This window comes from Corynebacterium simulans (assembly GCF_001586215.1).
GTDB classification, from domain to species: domain Bacteria; phylum Actinomycetota; class Actinomycetes; order Mycobacteriales; family Mycobacteriaceae; genus Corynebacterium; species Corynebacterium simulans.
On sequence record NZ_CP014634.1, the window covers coordinates 2,501,450 to 2,525,348 of the forward strand.

A 23,899-nucleotide genomic window follows, 5' to 3' on the forward strand; every position below is an offset into this window, starting at 1 on the left:
AACGTAAAAGGTGGGCGAGAACGTAAGACACTAAAGGCTCTTGTTCACCAGCGAGAGCTTTGTCCAGGAGCAATAACTTTCAATCTGAAGAGGTAATAGCAAGGTGTCCTCCGACAAGAAGACAGCACAAGTTGTAGATGAGGTAGATGTAGCCCTCGTAGGCGCCGGTATCATGAGCGCCACCCTGGGCGCTATGCTCCGCGAGCTGGAGCCAAGCTGGACCCAGATGGTCTTCGAGCGCCTCGATGGACCTGCTCTGGAGTCCTCCTCCCCATGGAACAACGCTGGTACCGGCCACTCTGCGCTGTGCGAGCTGAACTACACCCCAGAAAAGAACGGTCGCATCGACATTTCTAAGGCTCTGGGCATTAATGAGAAGTTCCAGGTTTCTCGCCAGTTCTGGTCTCACCAGCTCAACAACGGCATCCTGACCGACCCGAAGGCATTCATCAACCCGGTCCCACACGTGTCCTTCGCACAGGGCTCCATCCAGGTTGAGTACCTGAAGCGCCGCTTCGAGGCCCTCAAGGACAACCACATGTTCCCGAACATGCAGTTCTCCGACGACGACGCAGTATTCCAAGAGAAGCTGCCGCTGATGTCCGAAGGCCGCGACTTCAACTCCAAGAAGGTTGCAATTTCTTGGACCGAGGCAGGCACCGACGTAAACTTCGGTGCACTGACCAAGCAATTCTTCACCGCTGCAAAGGCGTCCGGCACCGAGATCCGTTACGGCCACGAGGTCGTTGACATCAAGCGCGACGGCTCCACCTGGAAAGTTTACGCCAAGAACCTGCACACCGGTGACTACTCCGTGGTCCGCGCGAAGTTCGTCTTCGTTGGTGCTGGCGGATACGCACTCAATCTGCTGCGCAAAGCAGGCGTCCGCGAGGTCTCCGGCTTCGCTGGCTTCCCAGTTTCCGGCCTGTGGCTGCGTTCCAAGAACCCTGAGCTGGTCAAGCAGCACCACGCGAAGGTGTACGGCAAGGCTGCCGTCGGCGCTCCTCCGATGTCTGTTCCGCACCTTGACACCCGCGTCATCGACGGCGAAGAGGGCCTGCTGTTCGGCCCGTACGGTGGCTGGTCTCCGAAGTTCCTGAAGAAGGGCTCCTACCTCGACCTCTTCAAGTCCATCCGCCCGGACAACATTCCTTCCTACCTCGGCGTTGCCGTGCAGGAGTTCGGCCTGACCAAGTACCTGGTTTCCGAGGTTCTCAAGGACTTCGACAAGCGCGTCGAGGCGCTGAAGGAATACGTTCCTTCCGCAGACCCAGCAGACTGGGAGACCGTCATCGCCGGCCAGCGCGTTCAGGTCATCAAGCCGGCCGCTGCACCGCACTTCGGCTCCCTCGAGTTCGGCACCACCCTCGTTAACAACCCAGAGGGCAACATCGCTGGCCTACTCGGCGCTTCCCCGGGCGCTTCTATCACCCCGGCCGTCATGATCGAGCTGCTTGAACGTTGCTTCGGCGAGAACATGATCCAGTGGGGCGACAAGATCCAGGAGATGATTCCTTCCTACGGCATCAAGCTGGCCAAGGATAAGAAGCTCTACGACGAGATGTGGGACTACACCCAGAAGACCCTCAAGCTCGACGAGAAGTAAAAACTTCGCCTAAGTTCCGCAGTACGTCCGGTAACCCTCAGGGTTGCCGGGCGTTTCGTATTTGGCGTTGGGCGCAAACGGGCGAGTAATGGCGTCCAAGAATTCTTGGAAGGCGTCAATGTCGAGCAGCGCTTCCTCCACGTTGTGCGGGCGTGGGATGACTCGCGGAACGGTGCTGTTCTTCGGGCCGCCGGGCGGATTCGTTGGCTGCGTACCGTGCAGCTTCTCCCACAGCTCTAGGTTGGCCAGCGTGAAGTCCGGCTGCTTTTCTACCAGCTCGGTGAAGTACTCACTGCGGAGATTAGCGTTCTTGCTAGCGCTGACTGCAGCATCAGTGCTGATGCCAAAGCGCTTGACGAAGTCGCGCTCAAGTTGAGAAGCGAAGCGCTCGTGGTAGCTGTTGATGGTTTCTTGGGCGAAGTTGATGGCCTCGTTGGGGGAGGCGTCGAAAAGCTGCAACATGCTCTCCGCCAGACGCGCGAAGTTCCAGCCCAGGATGTCGGGCTGGTGGCCAAAGCGGTAACGGCCGCGGGTGTCGATGGAGCTAAAACAAGTATCAGGATCGTAGGTCTCCATGAAGGCGCACGGGCCATAGTCGATGGTTTCACCAGACAGGGTGGTGTTGTCCGTGTTCATCACACCATGGATGAAACCTACATGCTGCCAGGCCGCGACCGTAGCAATCTGGGCGTCGAGGGCGCGGGTAAACAGCTCCTTGTAACTCGCGCCAGGGTAATGCCGGGCGATCGTGAAATCCGCCAGCTGCTGTAGCTGGCCTGTTTGCGCCGCGTAGTGGAAAGAACCGATGCGGATGTGGCTGGCAGCTACTCGCACCAAGATGCCGGCTTCCTCCTCCACCTGGCGTTGGATGCGCCGGCCAGTAGAAAGGACCGCTAGCGAGCGCGTCGTCGGAATGCCCAGCGCGTGCATCGCCTCTGAGAACAGGTACTCGCGCAACATAGAACGGACTGTTCCGCGCCCGTCAGCCCCAGGACGCGAGTAGGGGGTAAGGCCGGTTCCCTTCGCATGGAGATCGCGCAGGCCTTCCGGAGTCTCGATTTCACCCAGTAGTAAGGCGCGACCGTCGCCCATGCGCGGGTTGAATTGGCCGAATTGGTAACCGGCATAGGCCATCGCGTGTGCCGGGCTATCCTCGCTGCGCCCGCAAAGGAAATCGATTCCAGCGGGGCTGCGCAGCCACTCTGGGTCGAGGCCCAGCTCTGAAGCTAGATCCTCGTTCAAGATGAGCAGGCTGGGCGCAGGTTGCTGCTCGCCGTGGCTTTCCCGCGCCATGCCGGAAAGGCGCTTAGCAAAGGTGTGGTGCAGTTCGAAGGGAAGTGACATGCCTAAACCTCCAAGCTTCCGCGAACTCGTACGTGGACGTTTCCACCGACCCAGACACTAGCGCCGTCGTCAGTAATATGCACCAAGCCGTTCCTGCCAAGCTGGCTGCCCTGCCGTGCGGTGTAACTATCCGGTACCAGGCCGCGCTCGCGCATGAATTGGGCTGCTGCGCCATTGAGAGAGCCCGTGACTGGGTCTTCGAAGCCTGGGGTAAATGCCCGTATCTCGTAGAGCGGTTGACCTGCTTGTTGCAGGGACTCAAGTCCCACGACACCGACCTTGATGCCGCGCGCGTTGTTGGGCTGCAGTGCGCGGACCGCGGCGGCGTCGCGAAGCTGCACCAGGCGCCAGCCGGGGCCGTTGTCTGCCCATGCGGCATCACAGATATCAGCCTCATCGATGCCGAGTGCTGCGGCGGACTCGCTCAGTTCGGCCGCGCTCAATGGCCCAGATTTGTAAAGCGCGGGGGTGGCAAAGGAAAAGACTTCCCTTTCTTCCTTGATATCTACTAGCCCAACGCCGCATTCCTGAACGAGGTCTCCTGTATGTCCGGTGAGCTCGCAGAATACCCGTGCTGTGCCCAACGTGGGGTGACCTGCGAAAGCGAATTCTTCGTGCGGCGTGAAGATACGCACCCGGTAGTCAGCGTCTGCGGTAGTAGGGTGCAACAGGAACGTCGTCTCCGAGAAGTTGATCCAGTTAGCAATGCGCTGCATCTGCTCGGTCGAAAGCTCATCCGCCCCGGCGATGACAGCTAGGGGATTGCCGCTAAAGGCCGTGGTGGCGAAGACATCGACTTCGAAGTAATCAAGGTGCATGGCCACCAGCTTACGAGCCCGCGCAAGCCGCCATGCCGCGGTCTATCCTATGGAACATGAGCGAAGCACTTTTTAGCCGCATCGAGCCAATTCAAGTGATGGCGGATGGCACCGTCAAACAGGTCAATCCCTTCTCCGGAACCGAGGTATGGACCGTTCCAGGCCGCGGGAATCGTCCGTTTGCGCATGCCGCCTCTAGCTCCCAACCGCTGGCTACCGATGCCGCGCGAAACACCTGTGCTTTTTGTTCTTCGCGCAAGCTGGAAACCCCGCCTGAGAAGTCACGCATCTTAGCCTCTGGCGAGATTGTGCGTGGGGCTGCGCCAGATTCGTTGGATACAACCAAGCCGGCTTTTAGGCGCGTACCGAACCTCTTTGAGATCGTCTCCTTCGACTACTGGAAGGCCAACTACGAGTATGAGATGGACGCGGAGACTAAAGAGAGGATGGAGCGCTACATTGCGAATCCTGTAGGCCGCGAGCACGTTCTAAACATCGTACGGACGAAGCTCAGGGCGGCCGGTCGAGATGCGGACCTAGGGGAGCAGGAACTGCTTACACACGCCGGCTGCTTTTTCGGTGGCGGTCACGATGTCATCATTGGCGCCCGCCACTTTGTCGAAGGCGCTACTGACGATTCGCAGTTGGCCTCATCTGGCACGCTCAGCCCCGACGAACACTTCCTCTTTACTTCCTTCACCGTAGATTCCATGCGTGACCTTTATGAGCGCAACCGTTACGCCGACTATGTGGTGGCCTTCCAGAACTGGCTGGCGCCAGCCGGGGCTTCCTTTGACCATCTACACAAGCAGCTGGTGGCCATTGATGACCTCAGCATGTCGGCCGCGCATGAAAACGACATCCTGCGTGCGCACCCCAACATGTACAACGACTGGGCCGTAGGCTATGCGGCGCAGCACAACCTGGTGATTGCAGAAAACGAATATGCGGTGCTATTCGCCGGCTTTGGACACCGCTATCCCACGCTGGAGATCTTCTCCAAGTCCGAACGCTGCGAGCCGTGGGAGCAAACGCCTGGGGAAATCCGCGGAATGTCAGACCTTATCCACGCAGCCCATGTGGCAGTTGGCCCCGATGTGGCCTGCAATGAGGAATGGCACCACAAGGCACCATCAGTCGACCTCGCGCAGCCGTGGCGAGTGATGATCAAACTGCGCGTGTCCACGCTGGCCGGCTTTGAGGGCGGGACCAAGATTTATATCAACACCATCTCGCCGTGGGGATTGCGCGACCGCATCGTTGATTCGCTGTACCGCCTGCGCGAGCGAGGCAAGCTTGCCTCCGGGATTGCGATTGCCACCGAATGCAGCCTAGAGCGCAATAGCCTGCGCTATAACAGCTAATTTGCCGGTGTTCGGTCCTAGGAGTCAAGCACGAGCACCAATTCTGGGGCGCGCTCGCTGCCGCGGATTTCCGTCTCCCACTCGGGGAAGCTTGCGGCGGCTGCGGAAAACTCCTCGAAGGTGGTTGGAAGCACCGGCTGTCTGAGCACGTGGCGGGCGAGTAGGCCCTTGTAGTGCTTGTTGAAGTGAGAGATGACCTTGCGCGAGCCATCAGGCTGAACCGATTCCACGCGAACCGTGGCCGCCGTCTTGAGCTTGCCCAGCTGCTGGTAGGTGCCAGAGCGCATATCGACCACCAGCTCATGGGCCGCGACTTCCTCCAAGGCCTCAGTGATCGCCTTACCCCACCAAGACTTCATAGTGTTTCCACTCAGCTTCGTTCCGCCGGAGAGACGATAATGCGGAATCAGATCATCGGCGCGGACGATGCCGAACAAGGCGGAGCCGATGGCTAGGTGGGAACGAGCGGCGTCGGAAAGCGTGGCGGCATCCAGCGCGTCATAAAGCACACCCGTATACCGTTCGATGGCCGGCAGGGTAGGAGAGCTATAAATTACCTGGTTGGCCTCGGCCTCCCCGCGGAGCTTTTCCGAGAGCTTTAGCTGAATCATCGCCTCATCCACCTCGAGAGAGGCAAGCGCCTGCGCGATCTCCTGGCGCGCCGGGTTCAGCGAGGGGAAGGACAATGCTCCAAAGTCGAGCGGGGCACCGGTGCCGCCGGGGGCTTTCGTCTCAGAAGGAGGGAGGAGAATGAGCATAGCTAAATACTAGCGGGGTAGAGTGCTAGGCATGATTACTCGCCTTTCGAATCTCTTCCTTCGCACCTTGCGCGAAGATCCGGCAGATGCCGAAGTAACCAGCCACAAGCTCCTCGTTCGTGCAGGCTACGTCCGCCGCGCCGCGCCGGGCGTTTACACCTGGCTGCCACTCGGCCTGCGCACCCTGTCCAAGATTGAAGACATCGTGCGCGAGGAGATGAACGCAATCGGCGGCCAGGAGATGCTCTTCCCGGCCCTTTTGCCGCGTGAGCCTTATGAGCAGACCCAGCGCTGGACCGAGTACGGCGATAACCTCTTCCGCCTGAAGGACCGCAAGGGCGCAGACATGCTGCTCGGCCCGACACACGAGGAGATGTTCGCCTCGGCAGTAAAAGACATGTACTCCTCTTATAAGGACTTCCCGGTTACCCTGTACCAAATCCAGACCAAGTACCGCGATGAGGAGCGTCCGCGTGCGGGCATTCTCCGCGGCCGCGAGTTTGTGATGAAGGATTCCTACTCCTTCGACATGAGCGACGAGGGCCTGGACGAGTCCTACCAGCGCCACCGCAAGGCTTACCAGAACATCTTCAACCGTCTGAAGATTGATTACGCCATCTGCAAGGCAACCTCTGGTGCCATGGGAGGTTCCGCGTCCGAGGAATTTCTGGCTGTCTCTCCGGCAGGTGAGGACACCTTCGTACGCGCCACGGAGGGCGAGTACGCGGCTAACGTTGAGGCCGTGGTTACCCCTGTGCCGGAAGAAAAGGCAATTGAAGGCCAGGCAGAGGCGAAGGTTTACCAGACGCCTGATGCTGCGACCATTGACTCTTTGGTGCAGTGGGCTAACTCTGAAGGCATCGAGGTTGAAGGCCGTGCGGTGGAAGCCGCTGACACCCTGAAGTGCATGGTTATCAAGGTGGCACAGCCTGCGGCAAGCGAGGAAGAAAAGGAATGGCAGCTAGCTGCTGTTCTGATTCCGGGCGATCGCGAGCTGGACGAAAAGCGCCTTGAGGCCTCCCTTGAGCCTGCCGAGTTTGAGCTGGCCGGTGACGAGGACTTCAAGAAGAACCCCTTCCTGGTTCGCGGCTACGTGGGCCCGCGTGCGCTCAACGCAAACGACGTGAAGGTTTATGCGGATCCGCGCGTGGTAAAGGGCTCCTCCTGGATTACTGGTGCTGATGAGGCTAACCACCACGTGGTGGGCTGTATTGCTGGCCGCGACTTCGAGGTTGACGAGTTCATCGAGGCCGCCGAGGTCAAGGAAGGCGATCCGGCACCGAACGGCATGGGCACCCTGACCCTGGAGCGCGGCATCGAGCTGGGCCACATCTTCCAGCTGGGCCGCAAGTACACCGAGGCATTCGATGTTCAGATCCTGGATGAGAACGGCAAGCGTGCGGTTCCGACCATGGGCTCCTACGGCATCGGTATCTCCCGCATGATGGCTGTCTTGGCCGAGCAGATGGCTGACGAGAAGGGCCTGCGTTGGCCGGTTGAAGTTGCTCCTTTCCAGGTGCACGTGGCTGTGGCGAACAAGGACGCCGCTGCGCTTGAGGCAGGGCAGAAGCTGGTCGAGGACCTTGATGCTGCTGGAATCGAGGTTCTCTTTGATGACCGTCCGAAGGTATCTCCGGGCGTGAAGTTCAAGGACGCTGAGCTGCTGGGTATGCCGTTCATCGCCATCCTTGGCCGCTCGTTTGCCGATGGCATCATCGAGCTGCGCATCCGTGGTGGCGAAACGCTTGAGGTGCCAGCTGAGCAGATCGTGGACAAGCTCTTGGAGCTCGTGCGCGGTTGAGGCGTGCCGTTAAGGGGGCGCTGTTGGCGCGTGGTGTTAAGAGCGCGCTGTTAATGGTGCGCTGTTAAGGCGCAGGTACCGCTGTATGTAAATAAGGCTTCCAATCTTGTGATTTGGGGGCCTTATTTGCATATATAAGTACCTGGCAGTTGGGGTCACTCCGGCCGTGCGGGTTCGCGGGACGTTTCCGCGTGGGGTGGTGCGCTTTGTGGGGTGCGGTGCGCGGGGTTGAGGTGAGCCGTTAGAGGGCGAGTACCGCTCTGCGTAAATAGGGCAGCTGTTTGCCGTGTTTTAGGCGGCCTATTTGCACACAGAAGTACGTTGATGGGGGATGCAAAGCGGTCCGTTGATGGGGGATGCAAAGCGGTCCGTTGATGGGGGATGCAAAGCGGTCCGTTGATGGGGGATGCAAAGCGGTGGGTTGCTGTGGATACGCGAAGGCCCTGCCCCTTTCGGTTCGAGGGGCAGGGCCTTATGGCACGTATGAGTGTGGCTTTAGTAGCCGCCTACCGGGCCACCACAGTTTGGCCAAGCACCGGCGCCCTGGGTAGTCAGGACCTGCTCGGCAACAGCAATCTGCTGCTCTTTTGTTGCCTGGTCAGCGGTTGGGGCGTACTGCTGGCCGCCGAAGCTGCTCCAGGTCTGTGCATTGAACTGCAGGCCACCGTAGTAGCCGTTGCCCGTGTTGATCTGCCAGTTACCACCGGACTCGCATGCTGCAACCTGTTCCCATGCGGAGGCCGGGGCAGCGTTTGCGGCAGGTTGCGCCAGTGCGGCAACGCCCATTGCAGCGGCAGCGGACAGGGTTGCAAACTTCTTCTTTGAACGCATTGAGAAAGTTCTCCTTCTCTTTGTGTCATTAAAGGAACACCCACGCGGTATCTCCGGTGTGTCCATGGCCAACCAACGTAAAAGCGGTGGGAGGGCCCTCGCAATGAAATGCGTCGTAAAGTTTGCTGCTCATTGTCTGGCCGCTACTCAGTAAGCCTTAAGCGGCTGTGGGCTCGGTGGAGAAAACTCGGCGATGTAGAGTCAGGGCATGGCTATTGATTGGAAGCGTGCCCGTGCCCTTACGTTTGGCTCTGTGATGCTAAGCATGGGCACGCTGCACTTTGTGAAGAAGGAAGAATTTGAATCCATCGTGCCGCCGCGTCTGCCAGGCGGTGCGCGGTTCTATAACTATGCCTCAGGTATCTGGGAGCTGGCCACCGGTGCAGCAGTAATTAATGAGCGCACACGTTCCGTCGGCGGCTGGTCCGCAGTAGCACTGTTGCTTGCGGTATGGCCCGCCAATATGTATCACGCCCGCAAGGATTGGAATCAATCCTCCACGGGCGTAGGTAAGAAGCTCTATCACGTGCTGCGTCAGCCAGCACAGTTGCTGATTATTCGCGAGGCGTTGCAGTTTGTGCGCTAGCGCTGTTCGTAGCAGCTCGCTTTAGGTGTGTGGGCCACCAGAACTTCTCGCCGAGGATCTGGACCAAGGCCGGTACCAAGACGGTGCGCACGATGAGTGTATCGAGTAGAACACTCCGAGCGACCCGGCGGGTATCGGCCCGGGCATCCTCGCGGCCGCGGATTCTTCGTCAGCTAGCTGGGAGTCGGGGCCGCCTACCAGTACAGAGCCCTCGCTGCGGGTGCCGGCGTGCTCACCGAAGTGCTCGCGCAGCTGGGTGACCTTGTCGGCGATTTCGGTAGAGGTCCCGGCCGTTACCTGGACTGGCACGATGGCTGAGTTGCCGTCTTTGCTAGGGATGAGCGGGCCATCTAAGGTGGCGTATTTTCTGGTGAGACACCATGGCCATTGTAAAGCCCAGCCTTAAGGCGGGGCCCGAAGATTTGTTTAGGGATTCACGCTTTTCTATAAACCGCGGGATTGGGCAGCAACGGCGATGAGCCAGTTGCGCCAGGCCACGCGTTCCTCGCCCTCGGCAGTGGGGGCGGCGGCTTGTGACGCGGCAGAAGACCACTCGAGGGAGTCATTCCACCCCAGGTGGTCGACGAAAGCTTGGGCGGAAGCAGCGTCGCTAGGCAGCGGCATTTCCTCAGGCGTTGGCTCGTAAGCGGGGGCCGGTTGGGGGACTTCGCCAAGCGGGGCGAGTGCCTTTTGCAGCGCTGCGATGCGTTTTTCGTGCATCTCGAGGCGGTCATCGATGTTTTCTTCCATCGACGGCGCGGCGTAGGAGCGGGCGAAGTCCAGGCCGTAGACCTGCTCGTATTCCCATTCCAGAAGCTCTCGGGCGCGGGCGGCTTCGCTGGGATCAAGCTCCGGGGACTCCGGCAGCTGGGAAGGCTCCCACGCGTCCAAGATGATGGCCTGGTTGGTCACCAGCGCGCGGGACTCCGCGCTGACCTCGCTCAGGGCGTCGCGGGTATGCACCGCGGCTTGGTCCATGACTTCGATGACATCAATATTTTCTGCGGCCGGCTCTTGGTCGGCGGCCTGCGGGTCGCGCTGGACCTCGCAGGAGCGCGGGGCAGCGCCTTTCTCGTTGCGGCCGCAAAGCCGCTCGACCTCGGCATAAAGGGCATCGGCCTGCTCGGAGCGCAACTGCGAAGCGTGGGGATCGACCGCAGCGAGCTGCTGCGCGTCCGCGTCGGCGCTGCGGCCTAAGCCCACGAGTGCCTCATCGGGACGGGGGCCAAAGTAGTCGACGATGGAGTCGACGGCTTGGCATCCGCTCAGCGCGGGCGCGAGTGCGCCAAGGACGGTAAGCGTTGCGATGGGGGCTAGGGCACGGCGGTTCACGCAAAAGACCTTACACGTAACAGTTAGGCTAGAGCGCATGGCTTTTCCAGATGCAGAACAATTAACTGAACTACTCCAACCATTGCTGGAGCCCCGCGGGCTCGACGTGGAGGACGTAAAGACTACCAAGGCGGGAAAGAAATCCCAGGTCATCATCCGCATCGATGGTGATACGCGCCCGAGCTCCGATGTCCTGGAAGAAGTCTCCAATCAGATCTCCCAATTCTTTGATGCCAAGGAAGAATCAGGCGAGTTGAACTTTGGCGCAGGCTACACCCTGGAGGTCTCTACCCCGGGCGTCGATCTGCCATTTACCGCCCCGCGCCACTGGCGCCGCAACCGTGGCCGCGTCGTCGCATTTGAAACCGCTCCGGGCAAGACCGAAGTGGCTCGTATCGGTGCGCTTTCCGCGGATGAGGCTGCGGTAGCGCTTATCACTACGGTGAAGAAGGACGTCCAATTCCGCATCGAGCGATTGGAAAATATCCACCGCGCGGTGGTAGAAATTGAATTTGCTAAACCTTCTGCGGACGAGCAGGAGGCAGCGCAGCAGACGTTTGAATACGCCGAGCAGAACTCGGCAACCCGAGAGGATGAAAAGTGAATATTGATCTAGAGGCACTCCGTACGATCCAGAACGAGCGCGGCGTCCACGTCAAGGACCTGCTCGAAGCGATCGCGAGTGCCTTGTTGTATTCGTACCTGGATTATCGCAAGCAGTCGGCAGAAACCAAGGCGGAGGGCACCAAGTCCCGCGTAGACATCGACGCCGACACCGGTGCAGTTTCCGTCATCGTCACGGAGACCGACCTGGAAACTGGCGAGACTTTGAGCGAATACGACGATACGCCAGAAAACTTTGGTCGCTTCGGTGCGCAGGCAGTGCGCGAGGCCATCATCCGCAAGCTGCGCGAGGCAGAAGCCGAGCAAACCTATGAGTCCTATTCGGAACTGACTGGGCGCGTCGTATCCGGCGTCGTCCAGCGCGATGTGCGCGCCAACGAGCGCGGCGTCGTTGTGGTCCAGCTCGGTACTGAACTGGATTCCCAGGACGCTATCTTGCTGCCCGCTGAGCAGCTGCCGGGTGAGAAACTCGAGCACGGTGACCGTATCAAGGCATATGTTGTGGGAGTTACCCGCAACGGCGCGCAGGTGCAGATCACCCTTTCGCGCACCCACCCGGAGCTGGTGCGCGGCCTGTTCGAGCTGGAAATCCCTGAGGTGGGCGACGGCGCCGTCGAGCTCGTGGCCATCGCGCGTGAGGCCGGACACCGCTCCAAGGTGGCAGTGGTGGGCCACGCAAAGGGCCTTAACGCCAAGGGCGCCTGCATTGGTCCACGTGGCCAGCGCGTCAACAACATCATGCGTGAGCTCGGCGGCGAGAAGATCGACATCATCGACTACAGCGAGGACCCAAGCGTCTACGTGGGCAACTCCCTGGCGCCGTCCAAGGTTGTCCGCGTTGAGGTCATCGACCACGAAGCACAGGTTGCGCGCGTGACCGTTCCGGATTACCAGTTGTCTTTGGCAATTGGTAAGGAAGGCCAGAACGCCCGCCTGGCGGCGCGTCTTACCGGGTGGAAGATCGACATCCACTCCGATGCAAAATCCAACTAGTAGTCGGGCTGCACAGGGATAAAGGTACTAATTAAGGTTCTGCCAGGTTTTCGCGTAAGCTAGATAACGGCCCACATGCAGAAAAGCTGTGGCGTTTTTCAGGTAAGCGCGAAAACGTAAGGGAGTTGGATGTCACTGAGACAACCACAGTCAGACCCTCACGTACGTATTCGTACCTGTATTGCTACGCGCCGCCGCTTTCCCGATACGCAGCTATTGCGTGTTGTCGTTGACCGCGATGACCCAAGCGGCCGACGTGTCGTGGCGGATCCGCGGCGCCGCCTTCCCGGAAGGGGAGCCTGGATTAGCCCGGAACTTTCTGCATTAGAGCTGGCGGAGCGCACCCGAGCATTTCGGCGCGCGCTTCGGTTATCCACTGACGTGGATACAGGTCACGTACGTGAGTACCTGGAGAAGTTGGCGAAAGCCGGCGAATCATAGGTGCATTCGTGAAGGCACCGCGCCTTCACGAGCCAGAGTTAAAGGAAGACCGAACACTGATGAGCGCACAACGATGAAGCATCAGCGATGAAAGTCCATAGCCATTAACTAGGGGTCAGGCCACTTCCAGGCCTTGGCTCCTAGTAACGATCACAAGGAGACAAGTGCCCGGAAAGCTACGTGTTCACGAGCTCGCAAAGCAGCTCGGAGTAACCAGCAAGGAACTACTCGCTACGCTCAAGGAGCAGGGCGAATTCGTCAAGACTGCTTCTTCTACCATTGAACCTCCAGTGGTAAAGAAGATGCGCGCCCATTACGAGGCGCAGTCCGGCGGCGAGAAGCTGGCCGGTGAGAAGTCGGCAGAGAAAAAGCCTGCCGCAAACAAGGCTGCCAAGGACGCTAAGTCAGCTAAGGCTGCAGGCGCTGCCAAGGCAGAAAAGCCTGCAGCTAACGCGCCAAAGCCAGGCGCACCGAAGCCAGGCGCCCCGAAGCCGGGAGCTGCCAAGCCAGGTGCTGCTAAGCCGGGCCCGAAGGGTGGCCAGAAGCCACAGGCAAACGGCGCGGACAAGTCCGCTTCTAAGTCTGCCCCGAAGCCGGGCGCAGAACGTCCAAACCCAGGCAACGCTATGCCTCGCCCCATGCCGAAGCCGGGCGGCACCCGCCGCGTGGCCAACAACCCGTTCTCCACGGGTGGTGGCGAGGGCGGCCGTCCAGGACCACGTCCGGGCGGCTCCAAGGGCCAGCGTCCTGGCGGTAAGCCAGGCGATAACCGCGGCGGCAAGGGCGGCGGACGCTCGGGCCAGGGCGAGGGCAACCAGCGTCAGGGGCAGGGCGGCGGTCGTCGTCCATCGCCGGCCATGATGCCTTCGCATCCAAACCCGGCAGCCATGCCGTCTAAGTCCTCCAACGGTGGCGGCGGTGGCCGCGGCCGCGGTGGGCGTGGCCAGGGTGGACCAGGCGGTCCAGGTGGCCCAGGCGGCTTCCGCGGTGGCGGACGCGGCGGACGTCGCGGCGGTACCGCAGGTGCATTCGGCCGTCCAGGTGGCGCACCGCGTCGCGGCAAGAAGTCGAAGCGTCAGAAGCGCCATGAGTTTGAAGAGCAGCAGAAGCATGAGGTAGGCGGCGTACGCCTGCCTGACGGCAAGGGCAAGACCATTCGTCTGCGCCGCGGTGCTTCCTTGGCTGACTTCGCAGAGAAGATTGGCGCAGATCCGGCAGCACTGGTGCAGGCACTGTTCAACTTGGGCGAGATGGTTACCGCAACCGCCTCCGTTTCCGAGGAAACCCTGCAGCTGCTCGGCGCTGAGATTCACTACGACGTCCAGGTCGTCTCCCCAGAGGACGAGGACCGTGAGCTGCTCGAGTCCTTCGACCTGAAGTTCGGTGAGGACGAAGGCGGCGAAGAGGCGCTGGAGAACCGTCCTCCAGTTGTTACCGTCATGGGTCACGTCGACCATGGTAAGACCCGCCTTTTGGACTCCATCCGTAAGACCAACGAGCGCGAGGGCGAGGCCGGCGGCATCACCCAGGGCATCGGTGCATACCAGACCACCGTTGAACTGGAAGATGGCGAGCGCACCATCACCTTCCTAGATACCCCGGGTCACGAGGCGTTTACCGCTATGCGTGCACGCGGTGCGAAGTCCACTGACTTGGCAATCCTGGTTGTCGCAGCAGATGACGGCGTCATGCCGCAGACCGTTGAGGCAATCAACCACGCCAAGGCTGCGGACATCCCAGTCGTGGTTGCAGTCAACAAGATCGATAAGCCAGAGGCTTCCCCGGACAAGATCCGTGGCCAGCTCACCGAGTACGGCCTGGTGCCGGAGGAATACGGCGGCGACACCATGTTCGTCGATATCTCTGCAAAGCAGGATCTGCACATCGACAGCCTGCTTGAGGCAGTCATCCTGACTGCTGATGCAGCGCTTGAACTGACTGCGAACCCAGAGATGGACGCACAGGGCGTTGCCATCGAGTCTCACCTCGACCGTGGCCGCGGCCCGGTTGCCACCGTCATCGTCCAGCGCGGTACCCTCCGCGTTGGTGACTCCATCGTCGTTGGCGATGCGCACGGCCGTGTCCGCCGCATGCTTGACGAGTTCGGTAACGACGTCGAAGAGGCTGGTCCGTCCCGACCGGTTCAGGTCCAGGGCCTCAACGGTGTTCCGGGTGCCGGCGACAACCTGCTCGTGGTGGAAGATGACCGCGTGGCACGCCAGATTGCTGCACAGCGTGATGCTCGTAAGCGTTCCGCTCTGCAGGCAAAGGCTCGCAAGCGCGTCTCTCTCGAGGATCTGGATGCAGTTCTCAAGGAGACCTCGACCCTCAACCTCATCCTCAAGGGCGACAACGCCGGTTCGGTGGAAGCCCTGGAAGATGCGTTGTTGGACATCGAGATCGACGACGAGGTACAGCTCAACATCATCGACCGTGGCGTTGGTGCTGTAACCCAGACCAACGTCTCCCTGGCAGCGGCTTCCGACGCAATCATCATCGCCTTCAACGTTCGCGCTGAGGGTAAGGCAACTGAGGAAGCTAACGCCGAGGGCGTGGATATCCGCTACTACACGATTATCTACCGCGCCATCGAAGAGGTCGAGGCTGCTCTCAAGGGTATGCTTAAGCCAATCTACGAGGAGCGCGACACCGGTGCTGCGGAAATCCGCGCGCTGTTCAAGTCCTCCGCTGTCGGCACCATCGCGGGCTGCATGGTCACCGAGGGCAAGGTCAAGCGCAACGGCAAGGTCCGCCTCGTTCGCGATGGCAACGTCATCACTTCCGACGCCAAGATCGAGTCCTTGCGCCACGAAAAGGACGACGCAAACGAGATCAACGCCGGCTACGAGTGCGGTATGGTCCTGTCCTACCCAGACATCCAGGTGGGCGACCAGATCCAGGCCTACGAAGAGGTCGAGGTTCCGCGTACCTAGTCCGCAAGCAGTGTAAATAAAATCGCCAGGTGTTTCCCCGCTGGGGAAGCCCTGGCGATTTTATTTGTAGCTTCTGCTGAACCTTAGTGTTTCAACTATCCAGACCGGTTTAAGACAAGTTGGGTTTGCTAATGCGTGCCTTGTTTAGCAGAGAAGCTTGCGTGAGTTCAGCCCTTTCGAGGCAGCTTGCTGCTTTGTTCGGAGCATCGGCATGAAACTCATTTAAATGATGGGGCATGACGCTTCCTCTTTCTGCTTCAGGACATGTATGCGGAGTAATGTAAGATGAACACGATTTTATAGATCTTGGTAGAGATCGCTAGTTCGACGGAGAAGGAGTTGCACCATGGTTGACCACGCGCGTGCTGCACGAATGGCCAAGCGTATTCAGGAAATCGTGGCGAGTGCTATCGAACGCGAGATCAAGGATCGTCGCCTCGAGATGGTGACCATCACCGATACTCGCGTCACGGGCGATCTCCACGATGCCACTGTTTACTACACCGTGCGCGGCAAGGACATCGACTCCGAGCCAGACTTCGACAAGGCAGCAGAGGCACTCAACCGCGCGAAGGGCCAGCTGCGCAAGATTGTGGGCGATCAGCTCTCCGTGCGCTTTACCCCGACGCTCGCCTTCGAGGTCGATACCGTTCCGGAGGCTTCCGCCCACATGGAGGATTTGCTGGAGCGCGCCCGCGCCCGCGATGCGGAGCTTGCCAAGCTGAAGGCCAACGCGAAGCCGGCTGGAGACGCAAACCCATACAAGGATTCCGATCGGGAAGAGGCCTAGGGTGCGCCGCGCTGATTATCAAGGCGCCGCCGACGCCTTGATAGAAGCGAGCAGCATCTGCATCATTACGCACCTGCGCCCCGATGCGGATGCTATCGGCTCTGCCGCCGCGTTGAACCTGGCGTTGCGCCAGCGGGGCAAGCAGACCCGCACCGTCATCGGCCAGGAACGCCCGTTTTCGAACAATCTCTTCACCATCCCTGCCTCCGACGAGATTGAGCTCGTCAACACCCTGCCAAAAGGCTATGATCTTTATGTCACGGTGGACTGCGGTTCCATCGACCGCACCGGCGCTCTCATGGGGGAGTTGGAGAAGATGGCAGGCACCGGCCGGGTTCTGTGCATCGACCACCACGCATCGAACCGCGGTTTCGGTTCCATCAACCTGATTGATCCGGAGTGCGAGTCCACCACTGTGGTGCTTCTCGACGTCCTCGATATGCTCTCCGTGCAGATCGATCGTGGGATTGCGCATTGCCTTTATGCCGGTCTGGTTACCGACACCGGCAGCTTCCGCTGGGGTCGGCCAGTCATGCACGACATCGCTGCCCGCCTGATGTTCTATGGGCTCGATACCAAACAGATCGCAGTGGATCTGATGGACTCCAATACTGCCGACGACGTGCAGATGGTCGGCCGCGTGCTGTCTGGTCTGCGCATCATCGAGGCCGGCGAGCACCGCCTCGGCACGCTTATTGTGCCCGTTGAGGAAGTACAGTCGCACTCCGATTCTGCCGTGGAATCCATGGTGGACTTCGTGCGCGCGCTCAAAGGCACTGACATGGGCGTGGTGTTCAAAGAGCAACGCGCGGGAGTCTGGGCGGTGTCGCTGCGTTCTTCCACCGTTAACTGCGCGCAGGTGGCGCTCATGTTCGACGGCGGCGGGCACATCCCGGCGGCCGGCTATACGGCCCTGGGCAAACCAGAAGAAATCATTGCTCATCTCGTCGACGCACTTGCCAATTACGACGAAGAAAATGCTGTAGGGGAGTAACCATCACGCGGCGCGAACAGGACAATGCTTCGGCAGAAGCAGAAGATACTTCGAAGCCAGGTAAGGCAGTCACCCGCGTGAGCGCTGGTGAGGTATTTCGCCTCGCGTTTCCGGCGCTCGGCGTGCTCGCTGCCATGCCGCTCTACCTGTTGTTGGATACGGCAGTGGTGGGCCGCCTCGGCGCGCATCAGCTGGCCGCACTCGGCGCTGCGGCGACCATCCACACGGTTGTCACCACCCAGCTGACCTTCCTTTCCTATGGCACCACGGCGCGTGCCTCCCGGCTCTTCGGCGCGGGCAAGAAGGACGAGGCCGTAGCCGAAGGCGTACAAGCTACCTACGTGGCCATCGGCGTGGGCATGACTTTGGCGGTCATCATGTGGTTGGGCGCAGGGCACTTTGCGCGCTGGCTAACCGGCAATCCAGAAACTGCCCAGGACACCGCGCTGTGGCTGCGCATCGCTGCCTTCGCTATCCCGCTCAATCTCATCGAGATGGCAGGCAACGGTTGGATGCGCGGCGTTCAAAACACCGTAAAACCGCTGCTTTTTACCCTGGCCGGCCTCATTCCTGGCGCCATCGCTGTGCCAGTGTTCGTCCACCAGTGGGGCCTTGCCGGCTCCGCCTGGGCCACCGTGCTGGGCATGGCTATCATGGCCACGCTATTTCTGCGCGAGCTCCACCGTGAGCACGTGGGGTCCTGGCGGCTGCAGTGGGGCGTCGTCAAGCGCCAGCTCGTGTTGGGCCGCGATCTCATCGTGCGCTCTGCCAGCTTCCAGGTGGCCTTCCTTTCGGCCGCCGCCGTGGCCTCCCGCTTCGGAACGGCCCAGCTTGCCGCGCATCAGATCATGATTCAGCTGTGGAACTTCCTGTCGCTTGTGCTGGATTCTCTGGCCATCGCCGCCCAGGCGCTGACCGGCGCGGCGCTCGGCGCGGGCTCAGCCAAGCATGCGCGCAGCGTCGGCACCAAGGTCACTTTCTACTCCACGGCCTTTGCACTCGGGCTCGGCGCAGTCTTAGCCCTGGGCATCGGCATCATTCCTGCGCTTTTCACCACCGATGCAGTGGTGCTCGAGGTCATCCGGCTGCCGTGGCTCATCATGATTGCCATGGTGGTTCTGGGAGGCGTGGTTTTTGCACTCGACGGCGTCCTGCTCGGCGCCAGCGATGCCGCCTTCCTGCGCACGCTGACCGTCGTTTCGGTGCTTTGTGGATTCCTGCCCGGCGTGTGGGCGGCCTACGCCTTGGGCGCGGGCCTGCCCGGCGTGTGGTGCGGCCTTGCGCTGTTTGTTTTCATCCGTTTCCTCGGGGTGGTCTATCGCTTCCGCTCGATGCGCTGGGCCGTGGTCTAACCTGAAAGGGAAGAAGAAAGGAGCACGCCATGGCCACCTTATGGGCGGTGTCAGATCTCCACGCGGCAGTGCGCGCCAATTCCAGCCGCATCGATGAGCTCTACCCGCAAGATCCTGCCGATTGGCTCATCGTGGCCGGTGACGTGGCCGAGCGCACCGAACTCGTACTGCGCATCCTCACCAAGCTTTCGCGGCGCTATGCCAAGGTGATCTGGGTGCCGGGAAACCACGAGCTCTTCTCGCGTTCCCAAGATAGGTGCCAGGGCCGCGCCAAGTATGACGAGCTGGTGGAGGGCTGCCGCGAAATCGGCGTGGTGACTCCGGAAGACCCATATCCCGTCTTCGGCGGCGTGACCATCGTGCCGCTGTTTACCCTTTATGATTACAGCTTCCGCCCACCCGGCACCACCGTCGAGGGTGCCCTAGAGCGTGCCCGTGAACGCCAGATTGTCATGACCGATGACTTCGCCATCGCTCCCTTCGTCGACGTTCGCGCCTGGTGCTGGGATCGCCTTGCCTATTCCATCAAGCGCCTTTCCCGGGTAAGTGGGCCTACGGTGTTGGTCAATCACTGGCCGCTGGTTCAAGAACCCACTCTGCGCATGGCGTGGCCGGAAATCGCCCTGTGGTGCGGCACTCGCCATACCCACTCGTGGGCGCGGCGCTATAACGCGCAGGCGGTCATCTACGGTCACCTGCATCTGCCCGGCCGCACCAACGTCGATGGGGTAGACCACATCGAGGTCTCACTGGGCTATCCCCGCGAGTGGGAGGCGCACGGACATCTCCAGCAGTGGCCCTATCCGGTCCTACACAGTGATGAGCCTGCGTCCTCGGCGCTTGAGGAGGTGCGCTAATGCTGGAACCACACCTGTTCCCAGATACCGCCCGCTACTGCTACGTGCGCACCGACGCTGCGCTTACGGATTTGGTGAATTACACGCAGCTGGATCCGGAGGAGCAATCCTTGGTCTCCCAGGCAGTTGACGTGCGCAAGGCGGAATTCGGAGACGCCCGCTGGTGCGCGCATCGCGCTTTGCAGGAGCTGGGCTGTGCAAGTCAGGAGCCCATCATGCGCGGCGAGCGGGGCATGCCGCTGTGGCCACACGGCTATACCGGTTCCATGACGCATACAGAGGGGCTGCGCGCGGCGGTAGCGGCTCCGATTAAACATGTGCGCTCCATGGGCCTCGATGCCGAACCCGCCGAGCCATTGCCCGATCACGTGCTGACCATGATTGCGCGCGCAGGGGAGATGGCGCAGTTAACGCAGCTTGCCGACGCCGGAATCGCCTGCCCCGATCGCCTCTTGTTCTGCGCCAAGGAAGCCACATACAAGGCGTGGTTTCCCATGACACATCGCTGGCTGGACTTCGACCAGGCAGAGATCGACCTGCGCCTCGATGGCACCTTGATCTCCTATATCTTGGCCCGGCCGACCCCCGTGCCGCTGATTAGTGGCCGCTGGATTATCCGCGATGGCTTCGTCATCGTCTCCACGGTCGTTCCCGCGGTGGGCTTTTAGTGGTGGGCTTTTAATAGCCCACCTTTAATAGCCCACCTTTACGCTTAAAGCGTCGACGGGCGGGCCACGAAGATCGTGGCCAGGCGCTTTCCTTTTTCCTTGATGAGCGCAATCGAGCGACCATCAGGATCTACCGCCGCATAGGTGCCCTTTAGCCGGCGCGGCTCGAGCCATTTGCCCATGGCGAGCGCCTTTGCCTCGTCTTCGGTGACCTGAAGGACAGGGTAGGAGCGGGCGAGCGCCTCGTCGAGGCTAAGCGATAGGGCCGGAGCGTCAGCGAGCTCGTCGAGGGTGCGGGCGTCGTCAAGCTTAAATGGCCCCACCTCCGTGCGGCGCAGGGCGGTGAGGTGACCGCCCACGCCGAGCGCCTCACCTAAGTCGCGGGCGAGGGAGCGAATATAGGTGCCAGACGAGCAATCAACGGTGACGTCGAGGTCCAGGTACTCACCTTCGATGCGGTGGGCGAGGATGTCGAAGCGGCCGACCGTAACCGGGCGGGCGGGGATTTCTACCTCTTCGCCCTCGCGCACGCGCTCGTGGGCGCGCTTTCCGTCGATCTTGATTGCAGAGACCGCAGCGGGGCGCTGCATGATGTCACCGGTGAGAGCTGTGACCTCTTTATTGACCTGCTCCATATCGAGTTCGCTTGCAGGCTCGCCCCAGGTGCGCTCGCCCTCGGCGTCGTCAGTATGCGTCGCCATGCCAAGGCGAATGGTGGCGTCGTAGGACTTGGTTGACGCGACCATGTGCGCGAGGAACTTGGTGCCGCGTTCCAAACCGACCACCAAAACGCCGGTGGCCATCGGGTCGAGGGTGCCTGCGTGGCCCACCTTGCGGGTGTGAAATATGCGGCGGAGGCGGCCCACCACATCGTGTGAGGTCATGCCTTGCGGTTTGTCCACTACCACCAGGCCAGAATTTGCGAGCGCATCAGTCATGCCCTGCAGTCTATTCCACGCCTCGCCGTGCATTAGCATGGTGGCCGTGGATATTTGGTACGGAATCGACAGCATCCCCGGTGACTTTGGCCCGACTGCGGTGACCATCGGCGTCTTTGACGGCGTACACCGCGGCCATCAGCAGCTGATCAATAATGCGGTGAGCTATGCGCGCGCGGAGGAATTGCGCACGGTGATGGTGACTTTTGATCCGCACCCCGTCGCGGTCTTCCTCCCGGAGCGCGCGCCGCTGTCCGTGGTGACGTTTGAGCGTCGCCTGCAGCTGGCGGAAGAGATGGGCATCGATGCGGTGCTCGTCATCGACTTCACCAAGGAGCTCGTGGGCACGACTCCGCAGAACTACGTTGAAGACTTGATTGTGGGAAAGCTGCATGCGCGTCACGTGGTCGTGGGGGAGAACTTCACGTTCGGTGCGGGCGCGAGCGGCACGGCGGACGCGATGGTGGAGTTCGGCAAAACCCATGGCTTTAGCGTCGACGTGGTGCCGCTGCTTGACGACGCCGGGGTGCGAATCTGCTCCACAAACATCCGCGCTAACCTGGCGGCGGGCGAGATTGCCAAGGCTAACTGGGCGCTTGGCCGCCACTTTTCAGTGACTGGCCCGGTGGTGCGCGGTGCCGGGCGCGGCGGCAAGGAGCTCGGTTTTCCCACCGCCAATCAGTACTTCCCGGACAGCGTGGCTATTCCGGCCGATGGCGTCTATGCGGGTTGGTTCATCCTGGAGCCGGCTGAGGCGCCCGTCGAGGGCAACATGGACCACGGCATGGCTTATGCGGCAGCGATCTCCGTGGGCACGAACCCGACCTTCGGCGACGAAGAACGTTCCATCGAGTCCTTCGTGCTGGATCGCGACGCCGATCTCTATGGGCACGTAGCCACGGTAAAGTTCGTGGATCATCTGCGCGACATGGTGAAGTTCAACTCGGTAGAAGAGTTGCTGGGGGCGATGGCTGCAGATGTGGCCAAGGCGCGTGAGGTCCTCGCCGAGGATGCTAAGGCATGCGGTTGGGAGAAGGACGAGTACTTTCTGCAGGAGGGCTAAATGAAGGTCATTTTGGATCTCGATACCGGGATCGACGATGCCTTAGCGCTGGCCTATGCGCTGGCGCATCCTGACCTTGAGCTCATCGGCGTGACGGTGACTTATGGCAACGTGCCTGTGGAGCTGGGCGTGCGCAATACCTTGGTTTTGCTGGAGCTGCTCGGCGCGGGCGGCGTCCCGGTCTTTGCCGGTGCGCAGTCGGCGGGATTCCAGGTCAAGCCAATTTCCGCATTCATCCATGGCCGCAATGGCATTGGCGACGTCCTGCTTCCGCCGCCGCGCGGGCGCGCGCAAAAAGAATCCGCGGTGGAGTTCTTGTGCCGTGCCGCGCGGAAGCACGGTCAGGAACTGGTGATTATCCCGACTGGGCCGTCCACCACGATTGCGGCGGCGCTGAAAGCTGAGCCGGCACTCGCGGATACTCGCATCGTCATGATGGGCGGCGCCCTGACCGTGCCGGGCAACGTCACCACCTGGTCTGAGGCCAATGTGGCGCAGGACCCCGCTGCCACGGACTTCCTCTTCCGCACTGCACGCGATGTCACGATGGTGGGCTTGGATGTCACGCTGCAAACGCTTCTGACCACTGCGGAGACCCGGCAGTGGCGTGGGCTCGGTACACGGGCCGGACGCGTTTATGCGGACATGCTCGACTATTACATCCGCGCCTACGCCGCCATCGAACCGGACCTTGGCGGTTGTGGCCTGCATGATCCGCTCGCGGTGGCCGTGGCGGCAGACCCTCGCCTGGTCACCTGCTTCGATACCAACCTGGTCTGTGAAACCACTGGCACGACCCCTGGCCGCACCATCGGCGACGTTGCCAGGATGAAAGAACCACACAAGGCTGCCCACGTGGCAGTAGAGGTGGATGCCCCGCGCTTCGTGGCCGAGCTGATGGACAAGCTCGATTCGCTTCTGCAATAGCATTAACGTGCAGAAAGTGGCGTATCTTCCTGCGAATTGTTCCAAGAAGTCGCAGTTTGGGTTTGGGGCAGAAAAGCTGTTAGAGTTATCCCTTGGCTTTGTGACTGCGGTCCGCAGCAGTTAAAGGCGCTAAGAATTTCATGCGGACTGAAATACAATAGGAGAAATCCAACATGGCTTTGAGCACTGAGAAGAAGGCAGAGATCCTCAAGGAGTACGGCCTGCACGAGACCGATACCGGCTCCCCAGAGGCACAGATCGCTCTGCTGACCTCCCGTATCAACACCCTGACCGAGCACCTGAAGTTCCACAAGCACGATCACCACTCCCGTCGTGGTCTGCTGCTGATGGTCGGTCGTCGCCGCGGCCTGCTGAAGTACCTCGCAGCTAACGACATCGATCGTTACCGTGACCTCATCTCCCGCCTGGGCCTGCGCCGCTAAGCCTTTCGGTTGCTTTCAAACCCCGTCTTCGGACGGGGTTTGTTGCGTTTTGAGGCCGTCTCGATCACGCATCAGGTATCGCGGCCCCAGAGACGGTAGCTTGGCACCATGGAACCTTATATCGGCATTGTCGTTTTTGAACTTGAATCGGTAGAGCCCAGTGAGCCGTCGTATTTCCGGGAAGATTTTGTCCTCGTCCGTGCCACAGACGACGATGAGGCGCGCGCGAAGGTCGAGGCGCTGGCGCGTAGCCAAGAATCGGCAGAGCATCCCACAATCGTGATGCGCCACATCGTGGATGTCGCGCCCACACTCGACGGCACGGTCGAGGGAGACGTGGACCTCTATGCGCGCCACTTTGCGTCGCTTGAGGACTATGCGCGCTTCGAAATGATGCTGGGAGGGCGCGACCCGTTCGCCTAGTCCTGTGCGTGGG

24 protein-coding genes are annotated in these 23,899 nt (G+C 60.8%); 17 read left to right on the plus strand and 7 right to left on the minus strand.

Translation table 11 applies throughout. From position 1 onward, the window contains the following. The first annotated feature begins 103 nt into the window (after window positions 1–103). Complete coding sequence (mqo, locus tag WM42_RS11690; RefSeq protein ID WP_062038513.1) at window positions 104–1,606, plus strand: malate dehydrogenase (quinone); 1,503 nt, start codon at window positions 104–106, stop codon at window positions 1,604–1,606. A gap of 9 nt (window positions 1,607–1,615) precedes the next feature. Here mqo and WM42_RS11695 read toward each other — a convergent pair whose 3' ends face one another. Continuing rightward, window positions 1,616–2,950 carry a protein adenylyltransferase SelO family protein gene (locus WM42_RS11695; protein WP_062038516.1) on the minus strand — a complete coding sequence of 445 codons (1,335 nt, stop codon included), beginning with the start codon at window positions 2,948–2,950 and terminating at the stop codon, window positions 1,616–1,618. A 2-nt stretch (window positions 2,951–2,952) separates the two neighbouring features. Continuing rightward, complete coding sequence (locus WM42_RS11700) at window positions 2,953–3,768, minus strand: PhzF family phenazine biosynthesis protein (RefSeq protein WP_062039466.1); 816 nt, start codon at window positions 3,766–3,768, stop codon at window positions 2,953–2,955. Window positions 3,769–3,824: 56 nt separating this feature from the next. Here WM42_RS11700 and WM42_RS11705 point away from each other — a divergent pair, with 56 nt between their 5' ends. After that, window positions 3,825–5,132 carry a DUF4921 family protein gene (locus tag WM42_RS11705; RefSeq protein ID WP_201057388.1) on the plus strand — a complete coding sequence of 436 codons (1,308 nt, stop codon included), beginning with the start codon at window positions 3,825–3,827 and terminating at the stop codon, window positions 5,130–5,132. A gap of 17 nt (window positions 5,133–5,149) precedes the next feature. On the opposite strand, the gene yaaA is transcribed toward WM42_RS11705, so the two are convergent. Further along, window positions 5,150–5,890: a peroxide stress protein YaaA gene (gene yaaA, locus WM42_RS11710; RefSeq protein WP_062038519.1), complete on the minus strand. Its 741-nt coding sequence runs from the start codon at window positions 5,888–5,890 to the stop codon at window positions 5,150–5,152. 31 nt (window positions 5,891–5,921) lie between these two features. Between yaaA and WM42_RS11715 the strand changes: the two genes are divergently transcribed. Then, the gene (locus WM42_RS11715) at window positions 5,922–7,691 is read left to right on the plus strand and encodes a proline--tRNA ligase (protein ID WP_062038523.1); all 1,770 of its coding nucleotides are present in this window, start codon (window positions 5,922–5,924) and stop codon (window positions 7,689–7,691) included. Window positions 7,692–8,186: 495 nt separating this feature from the next. On the opposite strand, the gene WM42_RS11720 is transcribed toward WM42_RS11715, so the two are convergent. Beyond that, complete coding sequence (locus WM42_RS11720; RefSeq protein WP_061923146.1) at window positions 8,187–8,522, minus strand: transglycosylase family protein; 336 nt, start codon at window positions 8,520–8,522, stop codon at window positions 8,187–8,189. A gap of 208 nt (window positions 8,523–8,730) precedes the next feature. Here WM42_RS11720 and WM42_RS11725 point away from each other — a divergent pair, with 208 nt between their 5' ends. Further along, a complete protein-coding gene (locus WM42_RS11725; protein WP_061923143.1) occupies window positions 8,731–9,108 on the plus strand; it encodes a DoxX family protein in 378 nt (125 codons plus the stop codon). On the opposite strand, the gene WM42_RS13885 is transcribed toward WM42_RS11725, so the two are convergent. Together WM42_RS13885 and WM42_RS11730 are read right to left on the minus strand one after the other, a co-directional pair. After that, complete coding sequence (locus WM42_RS13885; RefSeq protein ID WP_235591265.1) at window positions 9,077–9,199, minus strand: hypothetical protein; 123 nt, start codon at window positions 9,197–9,199, stop codon at window positions 9,077–9,079. The two genes, WM42_RS11725 and WM42_RS13885, sit on opposite strands and share 32 nt — an antisense overlap. A gap of 353 nt (window positions 9,200–9,552) precedes the next feature. Then, complete coding sequence (locus tag WM42_RS11730; protein WP_082787698.1) at window positions 9,553–10,440, minus strand: hypothetical protein; 888 nt, start codon at window positions 10,438–10,440, stop codon at window positions 9,553–9,555. A gap of 37 nt (window positions 10,441–10,477) precedes the next feature. Between WM42_RS11730 and rimP the strand changes: the two genes are divergently transcribed. The 9 genes from rimP (at window position 10,478) to WM42_RS11770 (ending at window position 20,092) form a co-directional block, all read left to right on the plus strand. Beyond that, window positions 10,478–11,044, plus strand: coding sequence for a ribosome maturation factor RimP (gene rimP, locus WM42_RS11735; RefSeq protein WP_062038526.1), 567 nt, complete (start codon window positions 10,478–10,480; stop codon window positions 11,042–11,044). Continuing rightward, on the plus strand, window positions 11,041–12,057 hold the full coding sequence (gene nusA, locus WM42_RS11740; protein WP_062038529.1) for a transcription termination factor NusA: 1,017 nt from the start codon (window positions 11,041–11,043) through the stop codon (window positions 12,055–12,057). The genes rimP and nusA overlap by 4 nt, the downstream gene beginning before the upstream one ends. Window positions 12,058–12,186: 129 nt before the next feature. After that, window positions 12,187–12,498, plus strand: a complete 312-nt coding sequence (locus WM42_RS13115) for a YlxR family protein (protein ID WP_082778614.1) — start codon at window positions 12,187–12,189, stop codon at window positions 12,496–12,498. 164 nt (window positions 12,499–12,662) lie between these two features. Next, window positions 12,663–15,431, plus strand: coding sequence for a translation initiation factor IF-2 (gene infB, locus WM42_RS11745; protein WP_062038532.1), 2,769 nt, complete (start codon window positions 12,663–12,665; stop codon window positions 15,429–15,431). 346 nt (window positions 15,432–15,777) lie between these two features. After that, window positions 15,778–16,221 (plus strand): 30S ribosome-binding factor RbfA, encoded by a 444-nt coding sequence (gene rbfA / locus WM42_RS11750; protein ID WP_061923135.1) that lies wholly within the window; start codon window positions 15,778–15,780, stop codon window positions 16,219–16,221. Window position 16,222: 1 nt separating this feature from the next. Beyond that, window positions 16,223–17,215: a DHH family phosphoesterase gene (locus WM42_RS11755; RefSeq protein ID WP_062038536.1), complete on the plus strand. Its 993-nt coding sequence runs from the start codon at window positions 16,223–16,225 to the stop codon at window positions 17,213–17,215. Window positions 17,216–17,292: 77 nt separating this feature from the next. Beyond that, a complete protein-coding gene (locus tag WM42_RS11760; RefSeq protein ID WP_062038540.1) occupies window positions 17,293–18,567 on the plus strand; it encodes an MATE family efflux transporter in 1,275 nt (424 codons plus the stop codon). Window positions 18,568–18,596: 29 nt separating this feature from the next. Beyond that, window positions 18,597–19,424: a metallophosphoesterase family protein gene (locus tag WM42_RS11765; RefSeq protein ID WP_062038545.1), complete on the plus strand. Its 828-nt coding sequence runs from the start codon at window positions 18,597–18,599 to the stop codon at window positions 19,422–19,424. After that, window positions 19,424–20,092, plus strand: coding sequence for a 4'-phosphopantetheinyl transferase family protein (locus WM42_RS11770; RefSeq protein ID WP_062038550.1), 669 nt, complete (start codon window positions 19,424–19,426; stop codon window positions 20,090–20,092). Before WM42_RS11765 ends, WM42_RS11770 begins: the two co-directional genes overlap by 1 nt. Window positions 20,093–20,136: 44 nt before the next feature. On the opposite strand, the gene truB is transcribed toward WM42_RS11770, so the two are convergent. Beyond that, window positions 20,137–21,030, minus strand: coding sequence for a tRNA pseudouridine(55) synthase TruB (truB, locus tag WM42_RS11775; RefSeq protein WP_062038554.1), 894 nt, complete (start codon window positions 21,028–21,030; stop codon window positions 20,137–20,139). A 37-nt stretch (window positions 21,031–21,067) separates the two neighbouring features. Here truB and WM42_RS11780 point away from each other — a divergent pair, with 37 nt between their 5' ends. The 4 genes from WM42_RS11780 to WM42_RS11795 all read left to right on the plus strand — a co-directional run bounded on the left by WM42_RS11780 (window position 21,068) and on the right by WM42_RS11795 (window position 23,886). Then, entirely contained in the window at window positions 21,068–22,093 is a 1,026-nt protein-coding gene (locus WM42_RS11780; protein ID WP_062038557.1) for a bifunctional riboflavin kinase/FAD synthetase, read from the plus strand. After that, window positions 22,094–23,020 (plus strand): nucleoside hydrolase, encoded by a 927-nt coding sequence (locus tag WM42_RS11785; RefSeq protein WP_062038561.1) that lies wholly within the window; start codon window positions 22,094–22,096, stop codon window positions 23,018–23,020. It begins immediately after the preceding gene. Window positions 23,021–23,193: 173 nt separating this feature from the next. Continuing rightward, window positions 23,194–23,463, plus strand: a complete 270-nt coding sequence (rpsO, locus tag WM42_RS11790; protein ID WP_005528980.1) for a 30S ribosomal protein S15 — start codon at window positions 23,194–23,196, stop codon at window positions 23,461–23,463. Between the two features lie 108 nt (window positions 23,464–23,571). Beyond that, window positions 23,572–23,886 (plus strand): DUF4288 domain-containing protein, encoded by a 315-nt coding sequence (locus WM42_RS11795; protein WP_062038564.1) that lies wholly within the window; start codon window positions 23,572–23,574, stop codon window positions 23,884–23,886. Window positions 23,887–23,899: the final 13 nt, after the last annotated feature.

Bases quoted from the DNA above. Each gene is read 5' to 3' on its own strand.
- truB (WP_062038554.1), bottom strand. From the start codon at position 21,030: ATGACTGATGCGCTCGCAAATTCTGGCCTGGTGGTAGTGGACAAACCG.
- rpsO (WP_005528980.1), top strand. From the start codon at position 23,194: ATGGCTTTGAGCACTGAGAAGAAGGCAGAGATCCTCAAGGAGTACGGC.
- WM42_RS11715 (WP_062038523.1), top strand. From the start codon at position 5,922: ATGATTACTCGCCTTTCGAATCTCTTCCTTCGCACCTTGCGCGAAGAT.
- WM42_RS11770 (WP_062038550.1), top strand. From the start codon at position 19,424: ATGCTGGAACCACACCTGTTCCCAGATACCGCCCGCTACTGCTACGTG.
- yaaA (WP_062038519.1), bottom strand. From the start codon at position 5,890: ATGCTCATTCTCCTCCCTCCTTCTGAGACGAAAGCCCCCGGCGGCACC.
- WM42_RS11725 (WP_061923143.1), top strand. From the start codon at position 8,731: ATGGCTATTGATTGGAAGCGTGCCCGTGCCCTTACGTTTGGCTCTGTG.
- WM42_RS11695 (WP_062038516.1), bottom strand. From the start codon at position 2,950: ATGTCACTTCCCTTCGAACTGCACCACACCTTTGCTAAGCGCCTTTCC.
- WM42_RS11720 (WP_061923146.1), bottom strand. From the start codon at position 8,522: ATGCGTTCAAAGAAGAAGTTTGCAACCCTGTCCGCTGCCGCTGCAATG.
- WM42_RS11795 (WP_062038564.1), top strand. From the start codon at position 23,572: ATGGAACCTTATATCGGCATTGTCGTTTTTGAACTTGAATCGGTAGAG.
- rimP (WP_062038526.1), top strand. From the start codon at position 10,478: ATGGCTTTTCCAGATGCAGAACAATTAACTGAACTACTCCAACCATTG.
- WM42_RS11700 (WP_062039466.1), bottom strand. From the start codon at position 3,768: ATGCACCTTGATTACTTCGAAGTCGATGTCTTCGCCACCACGGCCTTT.
- WM42_RS11705 (WP_201057388.1), top strand. From the start codon at position 3,825: ATGAGCGAAGCACTTTTTAGCCGCATCGAGCCAATTCAAGTGATGGCG.
- WM42_RS11785 (WP_062038561.1), top strand. From the start codon at position 22,094: ATGAAGGTCATTTTGGATCTCGATACCGGGATCGACGATGCCTTAGCG.
- WM42_RS11765 (WP_062038545.1), top strand. From the start codon at position 18,597: ATGGCCACCTTATGGGCGGTGTCAGATCTCCACGCGGCAGTGCGCGCC.
- WM42_RS13115 (WP_082778614.1), top strand. From the start codon at position 12,187: ATGTCACTGAGACAACCACAGTCAGACCCTCACGTACGTATTCGTACC.
- WM42_RS11780 (WP_062038557.1), top strand. From the start codon at position 21,068: ATGGTGGCCGTGGATATTTGGTACGGAATCGACAGCATCCCCGGTGAC.
- rbfA (WP_061923135.1), top strand. From the start codon at position 15,778: ATGGTTGACCACGCGCGTGCTGCACGAATGGCCAAGCGTATTCAGGAA.